The organism is Azospirillum oryzae, assembly GCF_900177515.1.
GTDB classification, from domain to species: domain Bacteria; phylum Pseudomonadota; class Alphaproteobacteria; order Azospirillales; family Azospirillaceae; genus Azospirillum; species Azospirillum oryzae_A.
On record NZ_FXAK01000007.1, the window covers coordinates 2,539,204 to 2,556,311 of the forward strand.

The following is a 17,108-nucleotide window of genomic DNA, read 5'->3' on the forward strand; positions in this document are numbered from 1 at the left end:
ACCCGAGGCACAAACACCCCGGCCGCGAAAGCGAGCGGTCCAATATCACAGGAATCGCCACCACGCAACGGGGTCTGGACAATTTGGCTGCGGCGTTTTGAGCAACTGCGGAATCATTGGTCGCAACTGCGTTCGCCGAGGACTCGGGCGACGCTCGACTGGTCATACCGGCTGTGACTTCGATGTGGCCCTATTCCCGGTTTAATTCAAGGTTAACCAATCTGATCCACGGTCGCCCTGAACCGCGCGGGCGGCCGATCCGACCTTGGTATTGCTGTCGTTTTGCCCCGCCGCAGCCGGTCCCGAGAGACCAGAGGCCTTATCCGCCATGACCATCCTGCCGACGACCGACACCTCTGCGGACAGCGACGCCGGCGCCGGCACCCGGCTGGAGGAGCGCGCGCCGAACGTCATCCAGTTCAGTCGCGCCCGCTTTACCCCGGACGATCTGGACGCCTTCGCCGCCGTGGCCGAACCGAAGATTCGCGACGGGCATTGGGTCGGCGTGCTGCGCGAGTCGGCACGCACCCACGACCGGCTTCTGGTGCTGTTGCCGGAGGTCGACCGCCCGGTCTTCCGCTTCGAGCGCGACGTCAAAGGACGCTACAGCCTGTCTTTCCACGACCGCTCGGGCTGGTACGGCATCGGGGCCGGCGACAACGCCGCCGAATGCCTGTCGATCTGGCGCCCGCGCCGCCCGCGGTCGCCCTGACCTCCCTCGGATTTGGCCCCCTCGGATTTGGTCCCTTCGATTTGGCCGCGGTAATTTTCACCATGTAAAAAAGCGGCCTGCGGCATCCCGCCGCAGCAGTTTCATAAACGCCTCAGCGATAGACCCCGACCGCCAGCATGTAGGGCTTGCCGTTCAGAACCAGACGGCGGGCATGCATCGTCTTGCGCGCGACCTGGCCCGTAAGCGGGTCGATCCACTGATAGGTGACGTCGGTGCGGCCGTCGCGCGCCACCCCGTCCAGCGCCTCGCGGATGAAGGGCCTGCCGTCGACGTCGCGCAGCTCCTTCAGGTTCGATCCGTTCAGCGTCGCGGTCCAGCCATGGGCGACCATCACACCCTTGTCGTCCAGCAGCATCGGGTAGAGGTCGCGGTCGGTGAAAGCGCTATCATGGGCGGCAAAGGCTTCGGCCGCCGCGTCCGGACCGATCCGCTCCAGCAGCTGTTCGGCGCGGTCGATCATCGTCAGCGCTTCGGCATCGGTGCCGCGGGTGCGGGCCGGGGCGCCGGCGGCAAAAGCAATGACCACCAGCAGCAGAAGAACAGGCAGGACGGTCAGCAGGGTTTGCCGCTGAACCCGCAGACGAAGCTTGGAGAGCATGCCGACCATCAGCCTGAACCTGTGCCTGTGACGTTTGGCTCCGGGAAGGAAGTTTGGATTCGGAACCATCCCGGCCGTGGTAATACCATGTCCGGCGCCGCGCAATGGACCAAACGTCACAGGTGCCATGCCTGACCCCTCCCACGACCGAATCGTGTCAATTCGCCGCAGCCTGCCCCGTCCGCGCTAACTGCGCCTAAAGGAAGCTATAGGGGTCGACATCGATCTGCACCCGGATGGCCGGCGGAATCTCCACCCGCTCCAGCCACTCCGCGATCAGCGGCTGCACCTGGGTGCTGCGCGGCGCCTTCAGCAGCAGGCGGCGGCGGTGCCGACCGCGCAGCAGGGCGAGCGGCGCCGGGGCCGGCCCCAATATATGGACCGAGTCGCTGCGCGGGGCGGCCCGGCCCAGCGCCATCGCCACCCGCTCCACCAGCGTCGGGTCCTCGCCGGATACAATCAGCGCCGCCAGCCGGCCGAAGGGCGGCATGCCGGCCTCCAGCCGCATCTCGGCCTCCAGCTGATAGAAGCCGTCGCGGTCGCCGGCGGCCAGCGCCTGCATCACCGGATGTTCGGGCATGAAGGTCTGCAGCATCACCCGGCCCGGCCGTTCGCCGCGCCCGGCGCGCCCCGCCACCTGATGCAGCAGCTGATAGGTGCGCTCCGCCGCCCGCAGGTCGCCGCCGTTCAGCCCCAGATCGGCATCGACCACCCCCACCAGCGTCAGCATCGGGAAATGGTGGCCCTTCGCCATCACCTGGGTGCCGATGATGATGTCCAACTCGTGCCGGCCGATGCTTTCCACCATCTCCTGGATGGCGCGCGGGCCGTGCAGGGTGTCGGACGCCATGATGGCGGCGCGGGCGTCGGGGAACAGCTCCGCCACCTCCTCGGCGATGCGCTCCACGCCGGGACCGCAGGCAGCCATGGTGCCCTCCTCCCCGCATTCCGGGCAGGCGTGCGGCAAGGGCTGCTGCAGGCCGCAATGGTGGCATTGCAGCTTGCGGGCGAGCCGGTGCTCGACCAGCCACGCCGTGCAGTTCGGGCATTGCATGCGGTGACCGCAGGCGCGGCACAGCGTCAGCGGGGCGTAGCCGCGGCGGTTCAGGAACAGCATCGCCTGCTCGCCCCCCGCCAGCGTGTCGGTCAGCGCCTTGCGCAGGCTGGGCGCCAGCCAGTGCCGGGCGGGAGGACGGTCGCGCCGCAGGTCGATCAGCTCAACGTCAGGCAGCACGGCGCCGCCATGCCGGGCCGGCAGCTCGATGCGGGCATAGCGGTGGCTGTCGGCATTGACCTTGGTCTCCAGCGACGGCGTGGCGGAGACCAGCGCGATCGGCAGCCCGCCGAGATGCGCCCGCGCCACCGCCATGTCGCGGGCGTGGTAGATCGCCCCCTCCTCCTGCTTGTAGGCGGAGTCGTGCTCCTCATCGACGATGATGACGCCCAGGTCCGGATAGGGCAGGAACAGCGCCGAGCGTGCGCCGACCACCACCGGCACCTCGCCCTTCGCCACCGCGCGCCAAGTGTCGCGGCGCTGGGCGCCGGTCAGCTCCGAATGCCATTCCGCCGGCGGCGCGCCGAAACGCCGGGCGAAGCGGTCGAGCCACTGCGCCGACAGCGCGATCTCCGGCAGCAGCACCAGCGCCTGTTTGCCCTGTTCCAGCGCCGCCGAGATCGCCTCGTAATAGACCTCCGTCTTGCCCGACCCGGTGACGCCGTCGAGCAGCACGGTGGAATAGCTGCCGGACGCCACCCGCGCCCGCAGATCATCGGCCGCCGCCCGCTGGTCGGGCGACAGGCTGGGTCCGGGCCGGCGCCAGTCCGGCCGGCCGAGCCGCGTCGGCTGCAGCATGACGGGATCCAGCAGCCCGGCCTCGGCCAGCCCGCGCACCACCGTCACGCCGCAGCCGGCCTCCTCGGCCAGTTCCGCCGGGGTGCGGGGCGGCCCATCCTCCAGCAAGGCCAGGATGCGCTTGCGCGGATCGGTCATCTTGAAGCCGGGCGGCGGCTCCGCCCCCTGCTTGCGCAGATAGGCCAGCATCGGCTTGGGCGGCTCCAGCGCCGACGGCACGCTGACCGCCATCCGCAGGACAAAGCCCGGCGGCGTCATGGTGTAGGCGGCGACCCAGTCGACGAAGCGGCGGCCGACCTCGGTCATCGGCGGCACGTCGAACCGGCGCACCACCGGCTTCAGCCGGCCGGACTCCAGCGTCCCGGCGCCGGGTCCCCAGACCACGCCGATCACCCGGCGCGGACCCAGCGGCACCTCGACGAAATCGCCGGGGACGAGGTCCATGCCGTCCGGCACGCGGTAGTCGTAGGCCTCACGCAGCGGCAGCGGCAACAGGACGGCCACGCGGCGGTCCGACCCGCGAGGCTGCGGCTTCGCCGGAAAATCTGCGGAATTGGCCCTGGAATTGGCTGCGGAATCGCCTTCGGGCTGCCCCGTTTCGGGCGTGTCCCCAAGAAGATCCCCCTGGAAGCCCGGGGCGGAACTGGCGGAAGTCGAACGCATCGGCTAGAGTGGCCTCATGTCCCGGGCACCGGGCGGGACGGCGCGGCGGTCAGCTTTCCGGCGCGGCCGGTTCCGGTCAACATCAGCAAGCATGGACCCTTCGTCATGAAGTTCTTCGTCGACACCGCCGACATCGCCGAGATCCGCGATCTGGCCGATACCGGTCTGCTGGACGGTGTTACCACCAATCCCTCCCTGATCGCCAAGTCCGGCCGTCAATTCCTCGACCTCGTGGCCGAGATTTGCGACGTCGTCAACGGTCCGGTCAGCGCCGAGGTGGCGTCCACCGACTTCGAGACCATGCTCGCCGAGGCCCACAAGATCGCCAAGATCTCCCACCGCGTCGCGGTGAAGGTGCCGCTGACCCCGGCCGGCCTGAAGGTCTGCAAGATCATCTCGTCCGAAGGCACGATGGTCAACGTCACGCTGTGCTTCTCCCCCGCCCAGGCGATCCTGGCGGCCAAGGCCGGCGCCAGCTTCGTGTCGCCCTTCGTCGGCCGCCTGGACGACATCGGCCAGGACGGCATGGGCATCATCAAGGACATCTGCGAGATCTATAACAACTACGACGCCTTCAAGACCGAGGTGCTGGTCGCCTCGATCCGCAACCCGATGCACATCGTCAAGGCCGCCCGCCTGGGCGCCCATGTCGTGACCGCGCCGGCGTCGGTGCTGAAGCAGCTGTTCAACCACCCGCTGACCGACAAGGGTCTCTCCCAGTTCGTCGATGACTGGAAGAAGACCGGCCAGTCGATCCTGTAAGGCGGGCCGGAGCGATCATGGCCGACAGGGGCCGCGAACCGGGCCACAGCCCGCACCGGACGTCGTCTCTCTCGTCTGAGGATGTGCGCGCCTATCTGCGGACCCACCCGGACTTCCTGGCCCAGAACGCCGATCTGGTCCACCACCTGACACCGCCGTCGGTCGACCGCGGGCGTGGGGTGGTGGACCTCCAGGCCTTCATGGTCGACCGGCTGCGCGCCGAGGTCCGCACCCTCAAGGACCAGCAGCGCGAGCTGATCGGCACCAGCCGGGCCAACCTGAACAGCCAGAACCGCATCCATGCCGCGGTGCTGTTCCTGCTCGACGCCCAAAGCTTCGAGCAGCTGATCCAGACCATCACCACCGACCTCGCGGTCCTGCTCGACCTCGACGTCGCCTGTCTGGTCATCGAATCCAACGGCAGCGACATTCCCCACGTCCACCGCTCCGGCGTGCGGGTGGTGGAGCCGGGCGCCATCGCCGACCGGCTGGGCCGCGCCGACGTGGTGCTGAACACCGACATCCAGGGCGATCCCGAGATCTACGGCCCCGGCGCCGGACTCGTCCGGTCGGAGGCGCTGATCCGCATCCAGGTCTCCAGCGAGACGCCCGACGGCCTGCTCGCCTTCGGCAGCCGCGAGCCCGACACCTTCCACACCGGCCAGGGCACCGAACTGGTCGGCTTCCTCGCCCGCGTGATCGAGCGGGTGATCCGCGGCTGGCTGGAGCTGCCGGCGTGACCGAGCCAGTTCTGGGGTTCTCCGCCAAGCCCGACGTCCAGGACGTGCTGGCCCACTGGCGGCGCTGGATGGAGAGCGAAAAGGCGGTCTCCCGCCATACCCTGTCGGCCTATACCGCCGATGTGGGAGAGTTCCTGCGCTTCCTCACCGAATTCCGCGGCGGCTCGCCGCCCTCACTGAACGACCTCGGCGACCTGAAGGCGGCGGATTTCCGCGCCTGGATGTCCCGGCTGGCGATGGACGGTCTGGTCGGGGCCAGCCGGGCCCGTAAGCTGGCGGCGGTGCGCAACCTGTTCCGCTGGCTGGACCGCAGCGGCCGGCTGCACAACCCGGCGGTCGCCACCCTGGCGACGCCGAAGGTCAAGCGTCCCGCTCCGCGGCCGCTGACCGAGATCGATGCCGACCGCCTGCTGGAGGAGGCCGAGCGCGACCGCGACGAACCCTGGATCGGCAAGCGCGACCGCGCCCTGTTCACCCTGCTCTACGGTTGCGGCCTGCGCATTTCCGAAGCGCTGGGGCTGGCCCGCAAGGAGGCGCCGCTGACCGACACGCTTCGCGTCACCGGCAAGGGGCGCAAGGACCGCATGATCCCCGTCCTGCCGGCGGTGACGGAGGCGGTGCGCGCCTATATCGAGTCGTGCCCCTTCACGCTGGCGCCCGACGGCCCGCTGTTCGTCGGCACCCGCGGCGGCCGGCTGAACGCCAGCGTCGCCCAGCACCAGATGCAGAAGCTGCGCGCTCTGATGGGAATGCCGGACAGCGCCACCCCGCATGCCCTGCGGCATAGTTTCGCGACCCACCTTTTGGCGGACGGCGGCGACCTGCGCGCCATCCAGGATCTGCTCGGCCATGCGTCGCTGTCGACAACCCAGCGTTACACGGATGTCGAAAACGAGCAGTTGATGAACGTGTACCGCAACGCCCATCCTCGGGCGCGGAAGGGATGACCGGGACCGGCCTTCGCAACCGGTCAGACATACCCTAATATTCACGGCGACTTACGCTCCGTCGCAGTCCTCCTCTCCTCCCGGCGGCGACGATGAATACCACTGTCCGGTCATACGACAGTATAGACAAAAGACAAACCAATCGCCCGACAAACATTTTGTACACGTAATTCAAACATCCGCACAGAGAAACGTCAGACACCCTACTTTGGTGCAAAGCGCAGGGGGCCGCCCCTTACTTCGCCTTAACACTCCGTTAATCCGCGAAAATGACAGTCATCCCAGCGCAGGATTTAAGCGGGGGATATCGTCATGCAAATAAAGTCCATCCAGTCCAAGATAGCCATGCTGTCCGGGCTCTGTCTGGCGGGCACCGTTGCGGTGCTCGTCGGCTTCGCCGTCCTGTCGACGCGCTCCAGCAACGAGTTCGTGACCGACAACGTCGAACGGATCATCGAGAGCAAGACGACGGAATCCCTGCAGAACCTCGCGGCCACCCAGGCCGGCCTGCTGCGGTCGGAGTTCGATACCGCGCTGAACGCCGCGCGGACGATGGCAAGCAGCTTCGCCAGCCTCGCCGACGATGGGTTGCCCGGCCACGTCCCGCCGGAAAAACGGCGCGAGGCCTTCAACGGCGTCCTGCTGTCGGTCCTGAAAAACAACCCGCTGTTCAACGGCACCTATTCGGCCTGGGAACCGGACGCGCTCGACGGCCGGGACGAGGAGTTCCGCAACCGCCGCGAAACCGGCACCGACGCCACCGGCCGCTTCATCCCCTACTGGAACCGCGACCAGAACGGCCACGTCGCCATGCAGCCGCTGGTCGAATATGACAGCCGCGACCGTCACCCCAACGGCGTGATGAAAGGCGGCTGGTACATCGGCCCGCAGGAGAATGGGCGCGAAAGCGTGCTCGATCCCCTGCCCTATGTCGTGCAGGGCAAGCAGGTGTTCCTGGCCACCCTGTCGGTTCCGGTCGTCATCGGCGGCAAGTTCCGCGGCGTGGCCGGCGCCGACTTCAACCTCGATTTCGTGCAGCAACTGTCGACCAAGGTCAGCGCCGCCGTCTTCAACGGCCGCAGCCAAGTGGTCATCATCAGCAACATGGGCCTGATCGTCGCCCACAGCGCGCGGCCCGACCTGATCGGCCAGCCGATCTCCACCTTCGACAGCTCGTGGCAGGCCGATCTGACGAGCGTCCAGGCCGGCAAGCCGCATGTCGACATTGAAGCCTCCACCAACATGCTGCGCAGCTTCGCGCCCATCACGCTCGGCAACACCGGGAAGCCGTGGGCCGTGCTGGTCCAGGTGCCGAAGGACATCGTGCTGGCCGACGGCATGGCCCTGGCCTCGGAACTGGGCGGGCGTGCCAACTCCAGCGTCCTGTGGCAGGTCACCGTCGGCGCCCTGGTCGCCCTTGGCGCGGTCGCGGTGATGTGGGTGGTCGCCGGCGGCGTCGCCCGGCCGATCCGCGCCAGCGTCTCCTTCGCCGAAGGTATCGCCGCCGGCCGCTTCGACCAGACGCTGGACATCCGGCAGGTCGACGAGGTTGGCGCGCTCGCCGACGCCCTGCGCAAGATGCTGGCCGACCTGAAGCGGATGATCGACCAGCGGGCCGAGGATCAGGCCAAGGCCGACGCCGAACGCCGCAAGGCCATGCTGCAGCTGGCCGACACTCTGGAAGCCCAGGTGATGAATGTGGTGGACGGCGTCGACCGCGCCGCCCAGTCGATGACCGGCACCGCCCAGGCCATGACCGCCACCGCGACCCAGACCAGCCAGCAGGCGGGCGTCGTCGCCAATGCCTCCCAGGATGCCAGCAGCAACGTGCAGACCGTCGCCAGCGCCACCGAGGAGCTGTCGGCGTCGATCCAGGAGATCGGCGAGCGCGTCAACCGCTCCGCCCAGATCGCCCGCGAGGCGGTGGGGGCGGCCCAGCAGGCCAACGGACAGGTGCTCAGCCTGACCGAAGCGGCGGAGAAGATCGGCACGGTGGTGCAGCTGATCCAGGACATCGCCAGCCAGACCAACCTTCTGGCCCTCAACGCCACCATCGAGGCCGCCCGCGCCGGAGAGGCCGGCAAGGGCTTCGCCGTGGTGGCTCAGGAGGTGAAGAGCCTGGCCAGCCAGACCGCCCGCGCGACGGAGGAGATCGCCGGCCACGTCACCGGCATGCAGCGCGTCACCGACGAGACGGCAAGCGCGATCAAGGGGATCGGCGGCATCATCGCCCAGATCGACGAGATCTCCACCGCCATCGCCGCCGCGGTGGAGGAACAGGGCTCCGCCACCGCCGAGATCGCCCGCAACGTCCAGCAGGCCGCCAGCGGCACCCAGGAGGTGACGAAGACCATCGCCGACGTCCGCAGCGCCGCCGTCGAAGCCGGCCGTTCCGCCGAGACCGTCCTGTCGGTGTCCGGCCAACTCGCCGGCGACGCTGGCCGCCTGCGCAACGCGGTGAACGGCTTCCTGTCGACCATCCGCGCAGCCTGACCGCCCAAGGAACCGCAGAAGGGCTCCCCTGCCAGCCAGCGGGGGAGCCCTTGGCCGTCTGCGGCTTCCGGCGATGTTGACGCTCCTCCCCCGTCTCCCCACACTGGAGGCGGGAGACCGGAGGCGGAAATGTCGGATGTGACGCTGTCGGAGCGGGCGAGGCGGGCCATTGACTTCGTGCTGGGCACCATCAACGCACCCCGACCGGTCACCATGGACGAGGCGACGCTGCTCGACTGCCTCGACGCCGACCGTCCCGCCCCCCGCTGGCGCCCGCACATCGAAGCCCTGTTCGACGAGGTGTCCATCGAGGCGCTGCACGATCTGGTGCTGGCCGGGGTGGTGGATTTCGACCAACTGGACCGCGCGGCGCGCATTTGGGGCATGACCGATGGACGAAACCACCCTTGGATCGAAGAAATGGCCGCTCTCACACTGGCCTGCATTGCTCGCGGACGCCCTCCGTCTGCTACGGTCGCTCCCGGACAGACCGCGCTGGAGCTTCGGCGGCGGCACGGCGCTCGCCGCACAATATGACCACCGCGTCAGCTACGACATCGACATCTTCGTATCGGACTCGGATGTGCTGCGTGACCTGACCCCGGCACGCAATGCGGCCACCCGCGCGCTGCTGGCGGGACGTGGATTCGAATATCCGGGCAACTACCTCAAACTCAATCTGGATGGCGGCGAAATCGATTTTATCGTCGCCGGGCGCCGTACAGAGAATCCAACACGGCCCTGGATTTTTGATGGCGAAGAAATCCTGATTGAGACGCCGTGGGAAATTGCGATCAAAAAGATCTTTTATCGACCGTCTTCTTTCAAGGTCCGCGATGTCTTCGATCTTGCGGCGGTACTCGACCGCGATCCTGCGGACTTGGCAGCCTCCCTGCCGGAGGTGGAGGACCGCATGGACAAGGTCATCGACCGGGTCGAGCGGCTGCTTCCGGACTATGCCATGGCGGCGGCGGCCGACATCAATTCGACAGCCGGAGGGCAGCGCTACATGGCACGCGATGCGGCAGAGCGGGCACTGTCCTTCCTCAAATCACATCGTCCCCAACGCTCCTGAAATGAAAACGCCCCCTCCCGCTTATGCGGGAGAGGGCGCTTGGCACCGGTGGTCCTGACGAAAAGCCCGATCAGATGTGCAGCGGACGCCCGTCCACCGCCAGGGCCGCTTCCTTGACCGCTTCCGACAGAGTCGGATGGGCGTGGCAGGTGCGGGCGACGTCTTCGGCGGACGCGCTGAACTCCATGGCCAGCACCAGCTCGCCGATCATTTCCGACACGTTCGGGCCGATCATGTGGACGCCCAGCACCTGATCGGTGGAGGCATCCGACAGGATCTTCACGAAGCCGTCGGTGTTGCCGCCGGCACGGGCGCGGCCGTTGGCGGTGAACGGGAACTTGCCGGCCTTGTAGGCGACGCCCGCGGCCTTCAGCTGCTCCTCGGTCTTGCCGACGGCGGCGACTTCCGGCCAGGTGTAGACGACGCCGGGAACCAGGTCGTGGTTGACGTGGCTCTTCTGGCCGGCCAGCTGCTCGGCCAGGGCGACGCCCTCTTCCTCGGCCTTGTGGGCCAGCATCGGGCCTTCGACCACGTCGCCGATGGCGTAGATGCCGGGCACGTTGGTCTGGAAATGGCCGTCGATCTTGACCCGGCCGCGCTCCAGCTCGACGCCGACCGCTTCCAGCCCCAGCCCTTCGGTGTAGGGGCGGCGGCCGATGGCGACCAGCACGGTGTCGGCCTCGATGGTCTGCGCCTCGCCGCCGGCGGCGGGCTCGACCGTCAGGGTCACGCCGGTCTCGGTCACCGACGCCCCGGTCACCTTGGTGCTCAGCTTGAAGTCCATGCCCTGCTTGGCGAAGATGCGCTGGGCCTGCTTCGACAGCTCGTTGTCCATGGTCGGCAGCACGCGGTCGAGATACTCGACCACCGTCACCTTGGCGCCCAGCCGGCCCCAGACGGAGCCCAGTTCCAGGCCGATGACGCCGCCGCCGATGACGACCAGATGCTTCGGCACTTCCGGCAGCGACAGGGCACCGGTGGAGGACACCACGCGCTTCTCGTCGATGGCGATGCCCGGCAGCGGGGTCACGTCGGAGCCGGTGGCGATGACGATCGCCTTCGACGCGGTGACGGTGCCGACGCCCTCGACCTCGACGGTGTTGGCGGCGGTGATCTTGCCGGCGCCCTTCAGCCAGGTGACCTTGTTCTTCTTGAACAGGAACTCGATGCCGCCGACGTTGTCCTTAACGACCTTGTCCTTGTGGGCCAGCATGCCCGGCAGGTCCAGCTCGACGCCGCCGACCTTGATGCCGAACTTGGCGAGGCCGTGGGCCGCTTCCTCGAACTTCTCCGAGGCGGCCAGCAGAGCCTTGGACGGGATGCAGCCGACATTCAGGCAGGTGCCGCCGAGCGTCCCCCGCTTTTCCACGCAGGCGACCTTGAAGCCGAGCTGCGCCGCACGGATCGCGCAGACATACCCGCCGGGACCGCCGCCGACGACGACGACGTCAAAAGTGCTTTCAGCCATGAGAGGCTTTCCTTTCGCCATTCTTGCTCGTTGCCAAAAGCCGTCCCATCCAGCGGGGAGGGCCGCGAGATATTCCGCGGGGCGATTTATGCCCGCGCTCACGCCCCGTGGCAACGGGACACTTCGTCTCTGGATGCAGGGTTGCGGCCGGAATCAGATATCGGAATGTCTCTGCCGATGCGAAGGGCACCACCTTTGCGCAAGCCCCCTCCCCTTTCGAATCCGGAAACCTTTACGGCCCCGCTTGCGTTCCAATCGACATCACACAGCCACCGCAACGGAGACCACCATGACCACCGTCAAGAAGTTCGCCCTGCTTGCCGTCCTGGGCACGCTGCTGGGCACCACGCTGGCCGCCTGCAACACAATGGAGGGCGCCGGCCAGGACGTGCAGGCCGGTGGCCGCGCCATCGAACGCGGTGCCGACAACGTCCAGAAGAAGATGTAAGTCCGCAGTCAGCGCGGCCCTGGAAATCCATCCTTCCGGGGCCCCCAACAAAACAATCACCAACACAACAGCAATGGGGCCCGATGCGGTTCGGATCGACCGCGTCAGGCCCCATGGCTTTGTTTGGTCAGGCGACCGGAGCCGGCATCAGCGATGCGGGTCAGCGGCTCCTGGCCTTGCGCGCCGCATAGCGGGCGTCGCGGGCGGCTTTCGCCTCGGCTGCCGTCGCAACCTGGCGCTTGGCCTGTTCGGCGATCTCCTGGGCGGCCAGCGCCTCGCAGGCGGCCCGCTCGGCCTGTTCGGCCTGCAACGCTTCCTGTTCGGCCGCCTTGCGGGCTTCGCGCGCCGCATTGCGTTCGGTCTCGCGGGCCTCACGGGCGACGCGGACGGCCCGTCGCGCCTCTTCGCGCTCCACGAAGACCGGATCGTTCACACCGGGCTGCGCCTTGAACTTGTCCAACAGTGCCTTCTTCGCGCCGGCGGCCGCGCTCAGACGCTCCGAAAGCCCTGCATCCTTAAAACCGTTCATGTCCATCCATTTCGTGAATTTCGCCAAGCCCTCGGGAAGATCATCCTTGGGAAGATCAGGGGGCCGGTCGGGCCGGGCATCGTCAACCGAGGGGGCGGATACAAAAAAAGGCGGCCGGAGCCGCCCTTTCTCTTCGAACCTGCCGCGCTCAGAGAGCGCGGAGGTTCTCGGCTGCAACCTTGCCGCGGCGCGGATCGCGGATCGCGTCGAAGGACAGCTTCTGGCCCTCGCCGAGATTGTTGATCCCGGCGCGCTCGACGGCGGAGATGTGGACGAACACGTCGGCCGTGCCGTCTTCCGGCTGGATGAAGCCGAAGCCCTTGGTGGAGTTGAAAAACTTGACGGTTCCGATAGCCATGGGTCAGTTCCCTTCCTGGCGTTGCGCCGCGCGAGTTTGCGCAGGCGCATCAATTTCACTGCGGGGAAGAGACCCAGATCCGTGTGACGGATCAGAATAACAAAGCCCAGAGCAACGTCGACCATCCATAGATGGGTCCTGCATCGGCAGCTTACAAGCGACAATCGACGCTCGCCGCCAATGCCCGACCGATTGTCTCAGTCCTTTTGCCTCAGCCCTTCATGCGCTTGATGGTGTTGGTCGTGCTCTGGCCCTGGACCAGTTCGGCCAGCACCACTTTTCCACCATAGCTCTGGACGAAATCCGCCCCCACCACCGTGGCGATGGTGTAGTCCGCCCCCTTGACCAGCACGTCGGGGCGCAGGGCGTGGATCAGCGTTTCCGGCGTGTCCTCGCCGAATATCACCACCAGATCGACGCAGCCCAACGACGCCAGCACGGTGGCGCGCGCCGTCTCGTTCTGCACCGGCCGGCTTTCACCCTTCAGCCGCTTCACCGAGGCGTCGCTGTTCAGCCCGACCACCAGCACATCGCAGGCCGCGCGGGCCTGCTTCAGCAGCGAGATGTGGCCGGGGTGCAGCAGGTCGAAACAGCCGTTGGTGAAGCCCACCCGCTTGCCGCGCAGCCGCCAGCGCTCCGCCCGTTCCGCCGCGGCGTCGCGGGTCAGCACCTTTTCCTCGCCGTGGCGCCATTCCTGCTCGTGCAGGCTGGACAGCAGCTCGGCCGAGCGGACCACCGCGGTGCCGACCTTGCCCACCACGATGCCGGCGGCCAGGTTGGCCAGCCGCGCCGAATCGACCAGATCGATCCCCACCGACAGCGCGGCGGTCAGCGTCGCCACCACCGTGTCGCCGGCGCCCGACACGTCGAACACCTCGCGCGCTTCGGCCGGCAGATGCACGGCGTCCCCGGCCGTCACCACCGACATGCCCTGTTCGCTGCGGGTGGCGACGACGGCGCCGATGCCGCAGGTGGCGATCAGATGACGCGCGGCGGCGATCACCTCCTCGTCCGTGCGGGCCGGCAGGCCGGTGGCCTCCATCAGCTCCTTGCGGTTGGGCGTGACGATGTCGGCCCCGCGATAGCGGCGGTAGTCGCGCCCCTTCGGGTCCACCACGACGGTGCGCCCGGCGTCCCGCGCGGCGGCGATCACCGCCACCACCAGCTCGTCGGTCAGCACACCCTTGCCGTAGTCGGACAGGATGACGCCGCCCACCTCGGGCAGCAGTTCGCGCACGCGCTCCAGCACGCGGTCGGCGACGGTGATCGGCACCACCGTCTCGATGTCGGTGCGCAGAAGCTGCTGCTGGCCGGCGATGAAGCGGGTCTTGACCGTGGTCTGGCGGCCGTCCTCGACCACGATGGCGCCGTCGCTGACGCCCTCGCGCCGCAGCAGGGCCAGCAGGTCGGTGCCGATGCCGTCGCGCCCCACCACCGAGACGAAGCGGCAGGCCGCCTCCAGCGCCACCAGATTGGCGGCGACATTACCGGCGCCGCCCAGCTTGGGCACTTCACGGTCCACGCGCAGGACGGGGATCGGCGCCTCCGGCGACACCCGGTCCACCGAACCATAGACGAAACGGTCGAGCATCACGTCGCCAAGGCACAGCACGTTGGCGCGCGACAGGGTGTCGATGTGACGGGCAAGGTCGCTCATGGCGCCTGTCTTACCAATGCCAAAGCGGTAACGCCAGCGGATCGGGGCCTCCGAACTGGTGACGCTCGTTTGTCACCGTCGTACGATGGCGTTCCGGCAACACCCCCCTCCCTCCCCGCTGGTCCTCCCCATGTCCCGTCCCACCGTCGCGACCAGCCTGTCGGCCAAGCTGCTGCTGCTCACCATCCTGTTCGTGCTGCTGGCGGAGGTGCTGATCTACGCCCCCTCCATCGCCCGCTTCCGCATGAGCTACCTGGAGGAGCGGCTGGCCGCCGCCCACATCGCGGCCTTGTCGGTGGAGGCCGCCCCCGACCTGATGGTGACCAAGGAGCTTCAGGCAAAGCTGCTGGCCTACACCGGCGCCCACGTCATCGACCTGATTCAGCCGGGCGCGCGGGTCTACATGCTGTCCAGCCCGATGCCACCACGGGCCGATGCGGTGTACGACCTGCGCGGCACCGGCATGGGCATGCAGTTCGTCGATGCCGGCAACGCCCTGTGGCTCGCCCTGGAGGGTGCCTTCGGCCCTCAGCGCGACCGGGTGATCCGGGTGATCGACCGCTCGCCCAACGACCCGGCCCAGCGCGTCGAGGTGACGATGGACGAACGGCCGCTGATCGACGCCATGCTGGACTTCTCCCGCCGCATCCTGACGGTGTCGGTCGCCATCTCGCTGATCGCGGCGATCCTGGTCTATCTCACGCTGCATGCCCTCTTGGTGCGGCCGATGCGCCGGCTGACCGCCGAAGTGGTCGCCTTCCGCCACGACCCCGACGGCGCCCCGCCGCTGGTGCCCGGCAGCCGCGCCGACGAGATCGGCGTGGCGGAGCGCGAGCTTGCCGCCATGCAGGGCACGGTGCGCGCGGCGCTGCGCCAGCGCGAACGGCTCGCCACGCTCGGCACCGCGGTGGCGAAGATCAACCACGACCTGCGCGGCATCCTCTCCACCGCCTCCCTCCTGTCGGAGCGGCTGACCGAGAGCGCCGATCCGGAGGTGCGGCGGGTGACGCCGCGGCTGGTCGCCTCGCTCGACCGCGCGGTGGAGCTGTGCAGCCAGACCCTGTCCTTCACCCGAGACGGCGTGCTGCCGCTCTCCCCCGCGCCCACCGACCTGCACCGGCTGGCCGAGGAGGCGGGGGCCGAGGTGCTCGCCACCGCCCGCCCCGACGGCGGCCGGGTGGAGGCGGAGTGGATCAACGACGTCCCCGCCGGCACGCTGGTTCAGGTCGATGCCGCCCAGCTCGGCCGCGCCCTGGTCAATCTCGGCCGCAACGCGGTGCAGGCCGGCGCCGACCGGGTGCGCCTCTCCGCCCAATCAGGACCATCCGGCCGGCTGACCCTGACCATCGCCGACAACGGCCCCGGCCTCGCCCCGCGGGCGCGGGAAAACCTGTTCCAGCCCTTCGCCGGATCGGCGCGGGCCGGCGGGATCGGCCTCGGCCTCGCCATCGCGCGCGAGGTGCTGCGCGCCCATGGCGGCGATCTCCGGCTGGTGGAGAGCGGCTCGGAAGGAACGGCCTTCGCCCTTGACATACCGCAATGCAACGCGGACACCGCTGCGGTAGCTGTTGCAACGCACAAGTCGTTTGTGTCGCATTGATTCCGCGGGTTCCCTCCCGCAGAATTCCTTCAACAGCGAAGCGTTCGCGGGCAGCCCGGCGGGGCGGGAGGCGGGCGCTTCCACCCTGACAACGCCTTGTTCTGAAAGGACTCCGGGACGTGAAAGCCTTCTCCTTCTGGATCAACCCCATCCTCGCCGGCATCATGGCCTTCGTCGGCCTGCTCGCCTCCTCGCGCGCGGCGGACGAAGCCTTCGCGGCCGGCGGTCTGATCGTTTTCCTCGGCTGCGTGCTCTTCATCTTCGCGTCGATCGGCCGCTATTTCGACCGCATGGGCTCCGCCCACTGACCGTCCGCACAGGCGACCGGTAACGCGATGGCCGGGTGAAAGACCCGGGGGCAGGCGCCCAACACAAGCGGGTGCCACATGGCTCTGAACATGGCATGGGACCCCAACGCCTTCGCGACGATTGACGTCCTGCGCCGTCGTCCCGTCATGGACCTGACGGCGGCGCTTCCCTTCTCCCTGGCTCCGAACACCATCGTCGATCTCGGCTGCGGTGCCGGACAGCTGTCCCGGCTGCTGGCGACGCGCTGGCCGCTGGCCGACGTGCTGGCGGTCGACCAGTCCCCGGCGATGCTGCGCTGGGCCGCCGATACGCCGTCGCGCGTGCGCTACCAGCAGGCCGACCTGACCGTCTGGCGCCCGCACTGGCCGGCGGATCTCGTCATCTCCGCCGGTGGGCTGCAGCATGTCGGCGGGCACGAGCGGCTGTTCCCCGACCTGCTGCAGGCGCTCGGCCCCGGCGGGGTCCTCGCCGTCGCCCTGCCCCGCCCGCAGGACCAGACCGCCCACCGCCTGCTGCTGGAAACGGCTGCCGACGGCCCCTGGTCCGACCGTCTGCACGGCGCCTGGCCCGCTGCCCAGCCAAGCGGCAGCCGCAGCTATGGCCCGCAGGACTACTATGACTGGCTCAGCCCCCAGGCCGCCGCCGTCGATCTGTGGGAGACCGAGTATTTCCACGCGCTGGACGGCGATGTCCCGCTTCTGCAATGGCTGCACCAGTCGGCGCTGGTCCCGGTGATGGACCGCCTGACCGGCCCCGAACTCGACCGCTTCCTCGCCGCCTACCGCCGCCGGCTGGAGGTCGCCTATCCCGAGCATTCCAGCGGCAGCGCGCTGATCCCGACCAAATGGCTGTTCATGGTGGTGCGGGTGTAGGGGG

Annotated in this window: 16 protein-coding genes and 1 pseudogene; 11 read left to right on the forward strand and 6 right to left on the reverse strand. The window is 68.3% G+C overall.

From position 1 onward, the window contains the following. Positions 1–328 precede the first annotated feature (328 nt). On the forward strand, positions 329–712 hold the full coding sequence (locus B9N97_RS24515) for a hypothetical protein (protein ID WP_085090284.1): 384 nt from the start codon (positions 329–331) through the stop codon (positions 710–712). 112 nt (positions 713–824) lie between these two features. Here B9N97_RS24515 and B9N97_RS24520 read toward each other — a convergent pair whose 3' ends face one another. Next, positions 825–1,331: a cache domain-containing protein gene (locus B9N97_RS24520; protein ID WP_244560878.1), complete on the reverse strand. Its 507-nt coding sequence runs from the start codon at positions 1,329–1,331 to the stop codon at positions 825–827. Between the two features lie 196 nt (positions 1,332–1,527). Beyond that, positions 1,528–3,708, reverse strand: a pseudogene (locus B9N97_RS24525) (primosomal protein N'); the annotation flags it as partial. 243 nt (positions 3,709–3,951) lie between these two features. On the opposite strand from B9N97_RS24525, the gene fsa reads away from it, so the two are divergent. The 6 genes from fsa to B9N97_RS24550 all read left to right on the forward strand — a co-directional run bounded on the left by fsa (position 3,952) and on the right by B9N97_RS24550 (position 9,863). Further along, positions 3,952–4,608 carry a fructose-6-phosphate aldolase gene (fsa, locus tag B9N97_RS24530; protein ID WP_085090287.1) on the forward strand — a complete coding sequence of 219 codons (657 nt, stop codon included), beginning with the start codon at positions 3,952–3,954 and terminating at the stop codon, positions 4,606–4,608. A gap of 17 nt (positions 4,609–4,625) precedes the next feature. After that, entirely contained in the window at positions 4,626–5,348 is a 723-nt protein-coding gene (locus B9N97_RS24535; protein WP_085090288.1) for a DUF484 family protein, read from the forward strand. Then, the gene (locus B9N97_RS24540; protein ID WP_085090289.1) at positions 5,345–6,295 is read left to right on the forward strand and encodes a tyrosine recombinase XerC; all 951 of its coding nucleotides are present in this window, start codon (positions 5,345–5,347) and stop codon (positions 6,293–6,295) included. Before B9N97_RS24535 ends, B9N97_RS24540 begins: the two co-directional genes overlap by 4 nt. A 312-nt stretch (positions 6,296–6,607) precedes the next feature. Next, positions 6,608–8,788 carry a methyl-accepting chemotaxis protein gene (locus B9N97_RS24545; protein ID WP_085090290.1) on the forward strand — a complete coding sequence of 727 codons (2,181 nt, stop codon included), beginning with the start codon at positions 6,608–6,610 and terminating at the stop codon, positions 8,786–8,788. 129 nt (positions 8,789–8,917) lie between these two features. Then, positions 8,918–9,325 carry a hypothetical protein gene (locus tag B9N97_RS36440; protein WP_244560879.1) on the forward strand — a complete coding sequence of 136 codons (408 nt, stop codon included), beginning with the start codon at positions 8,918–8,920 and terminating at the stop codon, positions 9,323–9,325. Beyond that, positions 9,234–9,863, forward strand: a complete 630-nt coding sequence (locus B9N97_RS24550) for a nucleotidyl transferase AbiEii/AbiGii toxin family protein (RefSeq protein WP_244560928.1) — start codon at positions 9,234–9,236, stop codon at positions 9,861–9,863. Before B9N97_RS36440 ends, B9N97_RS24550 begins: the two co-directional genes overlap by 92 nt. Before the next feature lie 70 nt (positions 9,864–9,933). Here the strand turns inward: B9N97_RS24550 and lpdA are convergent, their stop codons facing one another. Beyond that, positions 9,934–11,331 carry a dihydrolipoyl dehydrogenase gene (gene lpdA / locus B9N97_RS24555; RefSeq protein ID WP_085090292.1) on the reverse strand — a complete coding sequence of 466 codons (1,398 nt, stop codon included), beginning with the start codon at positions 11,329–11,331 and terminating at the stop codon, positions 9,934–9,936. A gap of 289 nt (positions 11,332–11,620) precedes the next feature. Here lpdA and B9N97_RS24560 point away from each other — a divergent pair, with 289 nt between their 5' ends. Then, the gene (locus B9N97_RS24560; protein WP_014248797.1) at positions 11,621–11,779 is read left to right on the forward strand and encodes an entericidin A/B family lipoprotein; all 159 of its coding nucleotides are present in this window, start codon (positions 11,621–11,623) and stop codon (positions 11,777–11,779) included. Positions 11,780–11,939: 160 nt separating this feature from the next. Here the strand turns inward: B9N97_RS24560 and B9N97_RS24565 are convergent, their stop codons facing one another. The 3 genes from B9N97_RS24565 to rfaE1 all read right to left on the reverse strand — a co-directional run bounded on the left by B9N97_RS24565 (position 11,940) and on the right by rfaE1 (position 14,323). Further along, positions 11,940–12,308 (reverse strand): DUF6481 family protein, encoded by a 369-nt coding sequence (locus tag B9N97_RS24565; RefSeq protein WP_085090748.1) that lies wholly within the window; start codon positions 12,306–12,308, stop codon positions 11,940–11,942. Positions 12,309–12,456: 148 nt separating this feature from the next. Continuing rightward, entirely contained in the window at positions 12,457–12,666 is a 210-nt protein-coding gene (locus B9N97_RS24570; RefSeq protein WP_085090293.1) for a cold-shock protein, read from the reverse strand. A gap of 211 nt (positions 12,667–12,877) precedes the next feature. Then, positions 12,878–14,323, reverse strand: a complete 1,446-nt coding sequence (gene rfaE1 / locus B9N97_RS24575) for a D-glycero-beta-D-manno-heptose-7-phosphate kinase (RefSeq protein ID WP_085090294.1) — start codon at positions 14,321–14,323, stop codon at positions 12,878–12,880. Between the two features lie 130 nt (positions 14,324–14,453). Here rfaE1 and B9N97_RS24580 point away from each other — a divergent pair, with 130 nt between their 5' ends. The 3 genes from B9N97_RS24580 (at position 14,454) to B9N97_RS24590 (ending at position 17,104) form a co-directional block, all read left to right on the forward strand. After that, entirely contained in the window at positions 14,454–15,923 is a 1,470-nt protein-coding gene (locus tag B9N97_RS24580; protein ID WP_085090295.1) for a sensor histidine kinase, read from the forward strand. Between the two features lie 119 nt (positions 15,924–16,042). Further along, positions 16,043–16,231: a hypothetical protein gene (locus tag B9N97_RS24585; RefSeq protein WP_085090296.1), complete on the forward strand. Its 189-nt coding sequence runs from the start codon at positions 16,043–16,045 to the stop codon at positions 16,229–16,231. Between the two features lie 78 nt (positions 16,232–16,309). After that, positions 16,310–17,104: a methyltransferase domain-containing protein gene (locus B9N97_RS24590; RefSeq protein WP_244560880.1), complete on the forward strand. Its 795-nt coding sequence runs from the start codon at positions 16,310–16,312 to the stop codon at positions 17,102–17,104. The last annotated feature ends 4 nt before the right edge of the window (positions 17,105–17,108 follow it).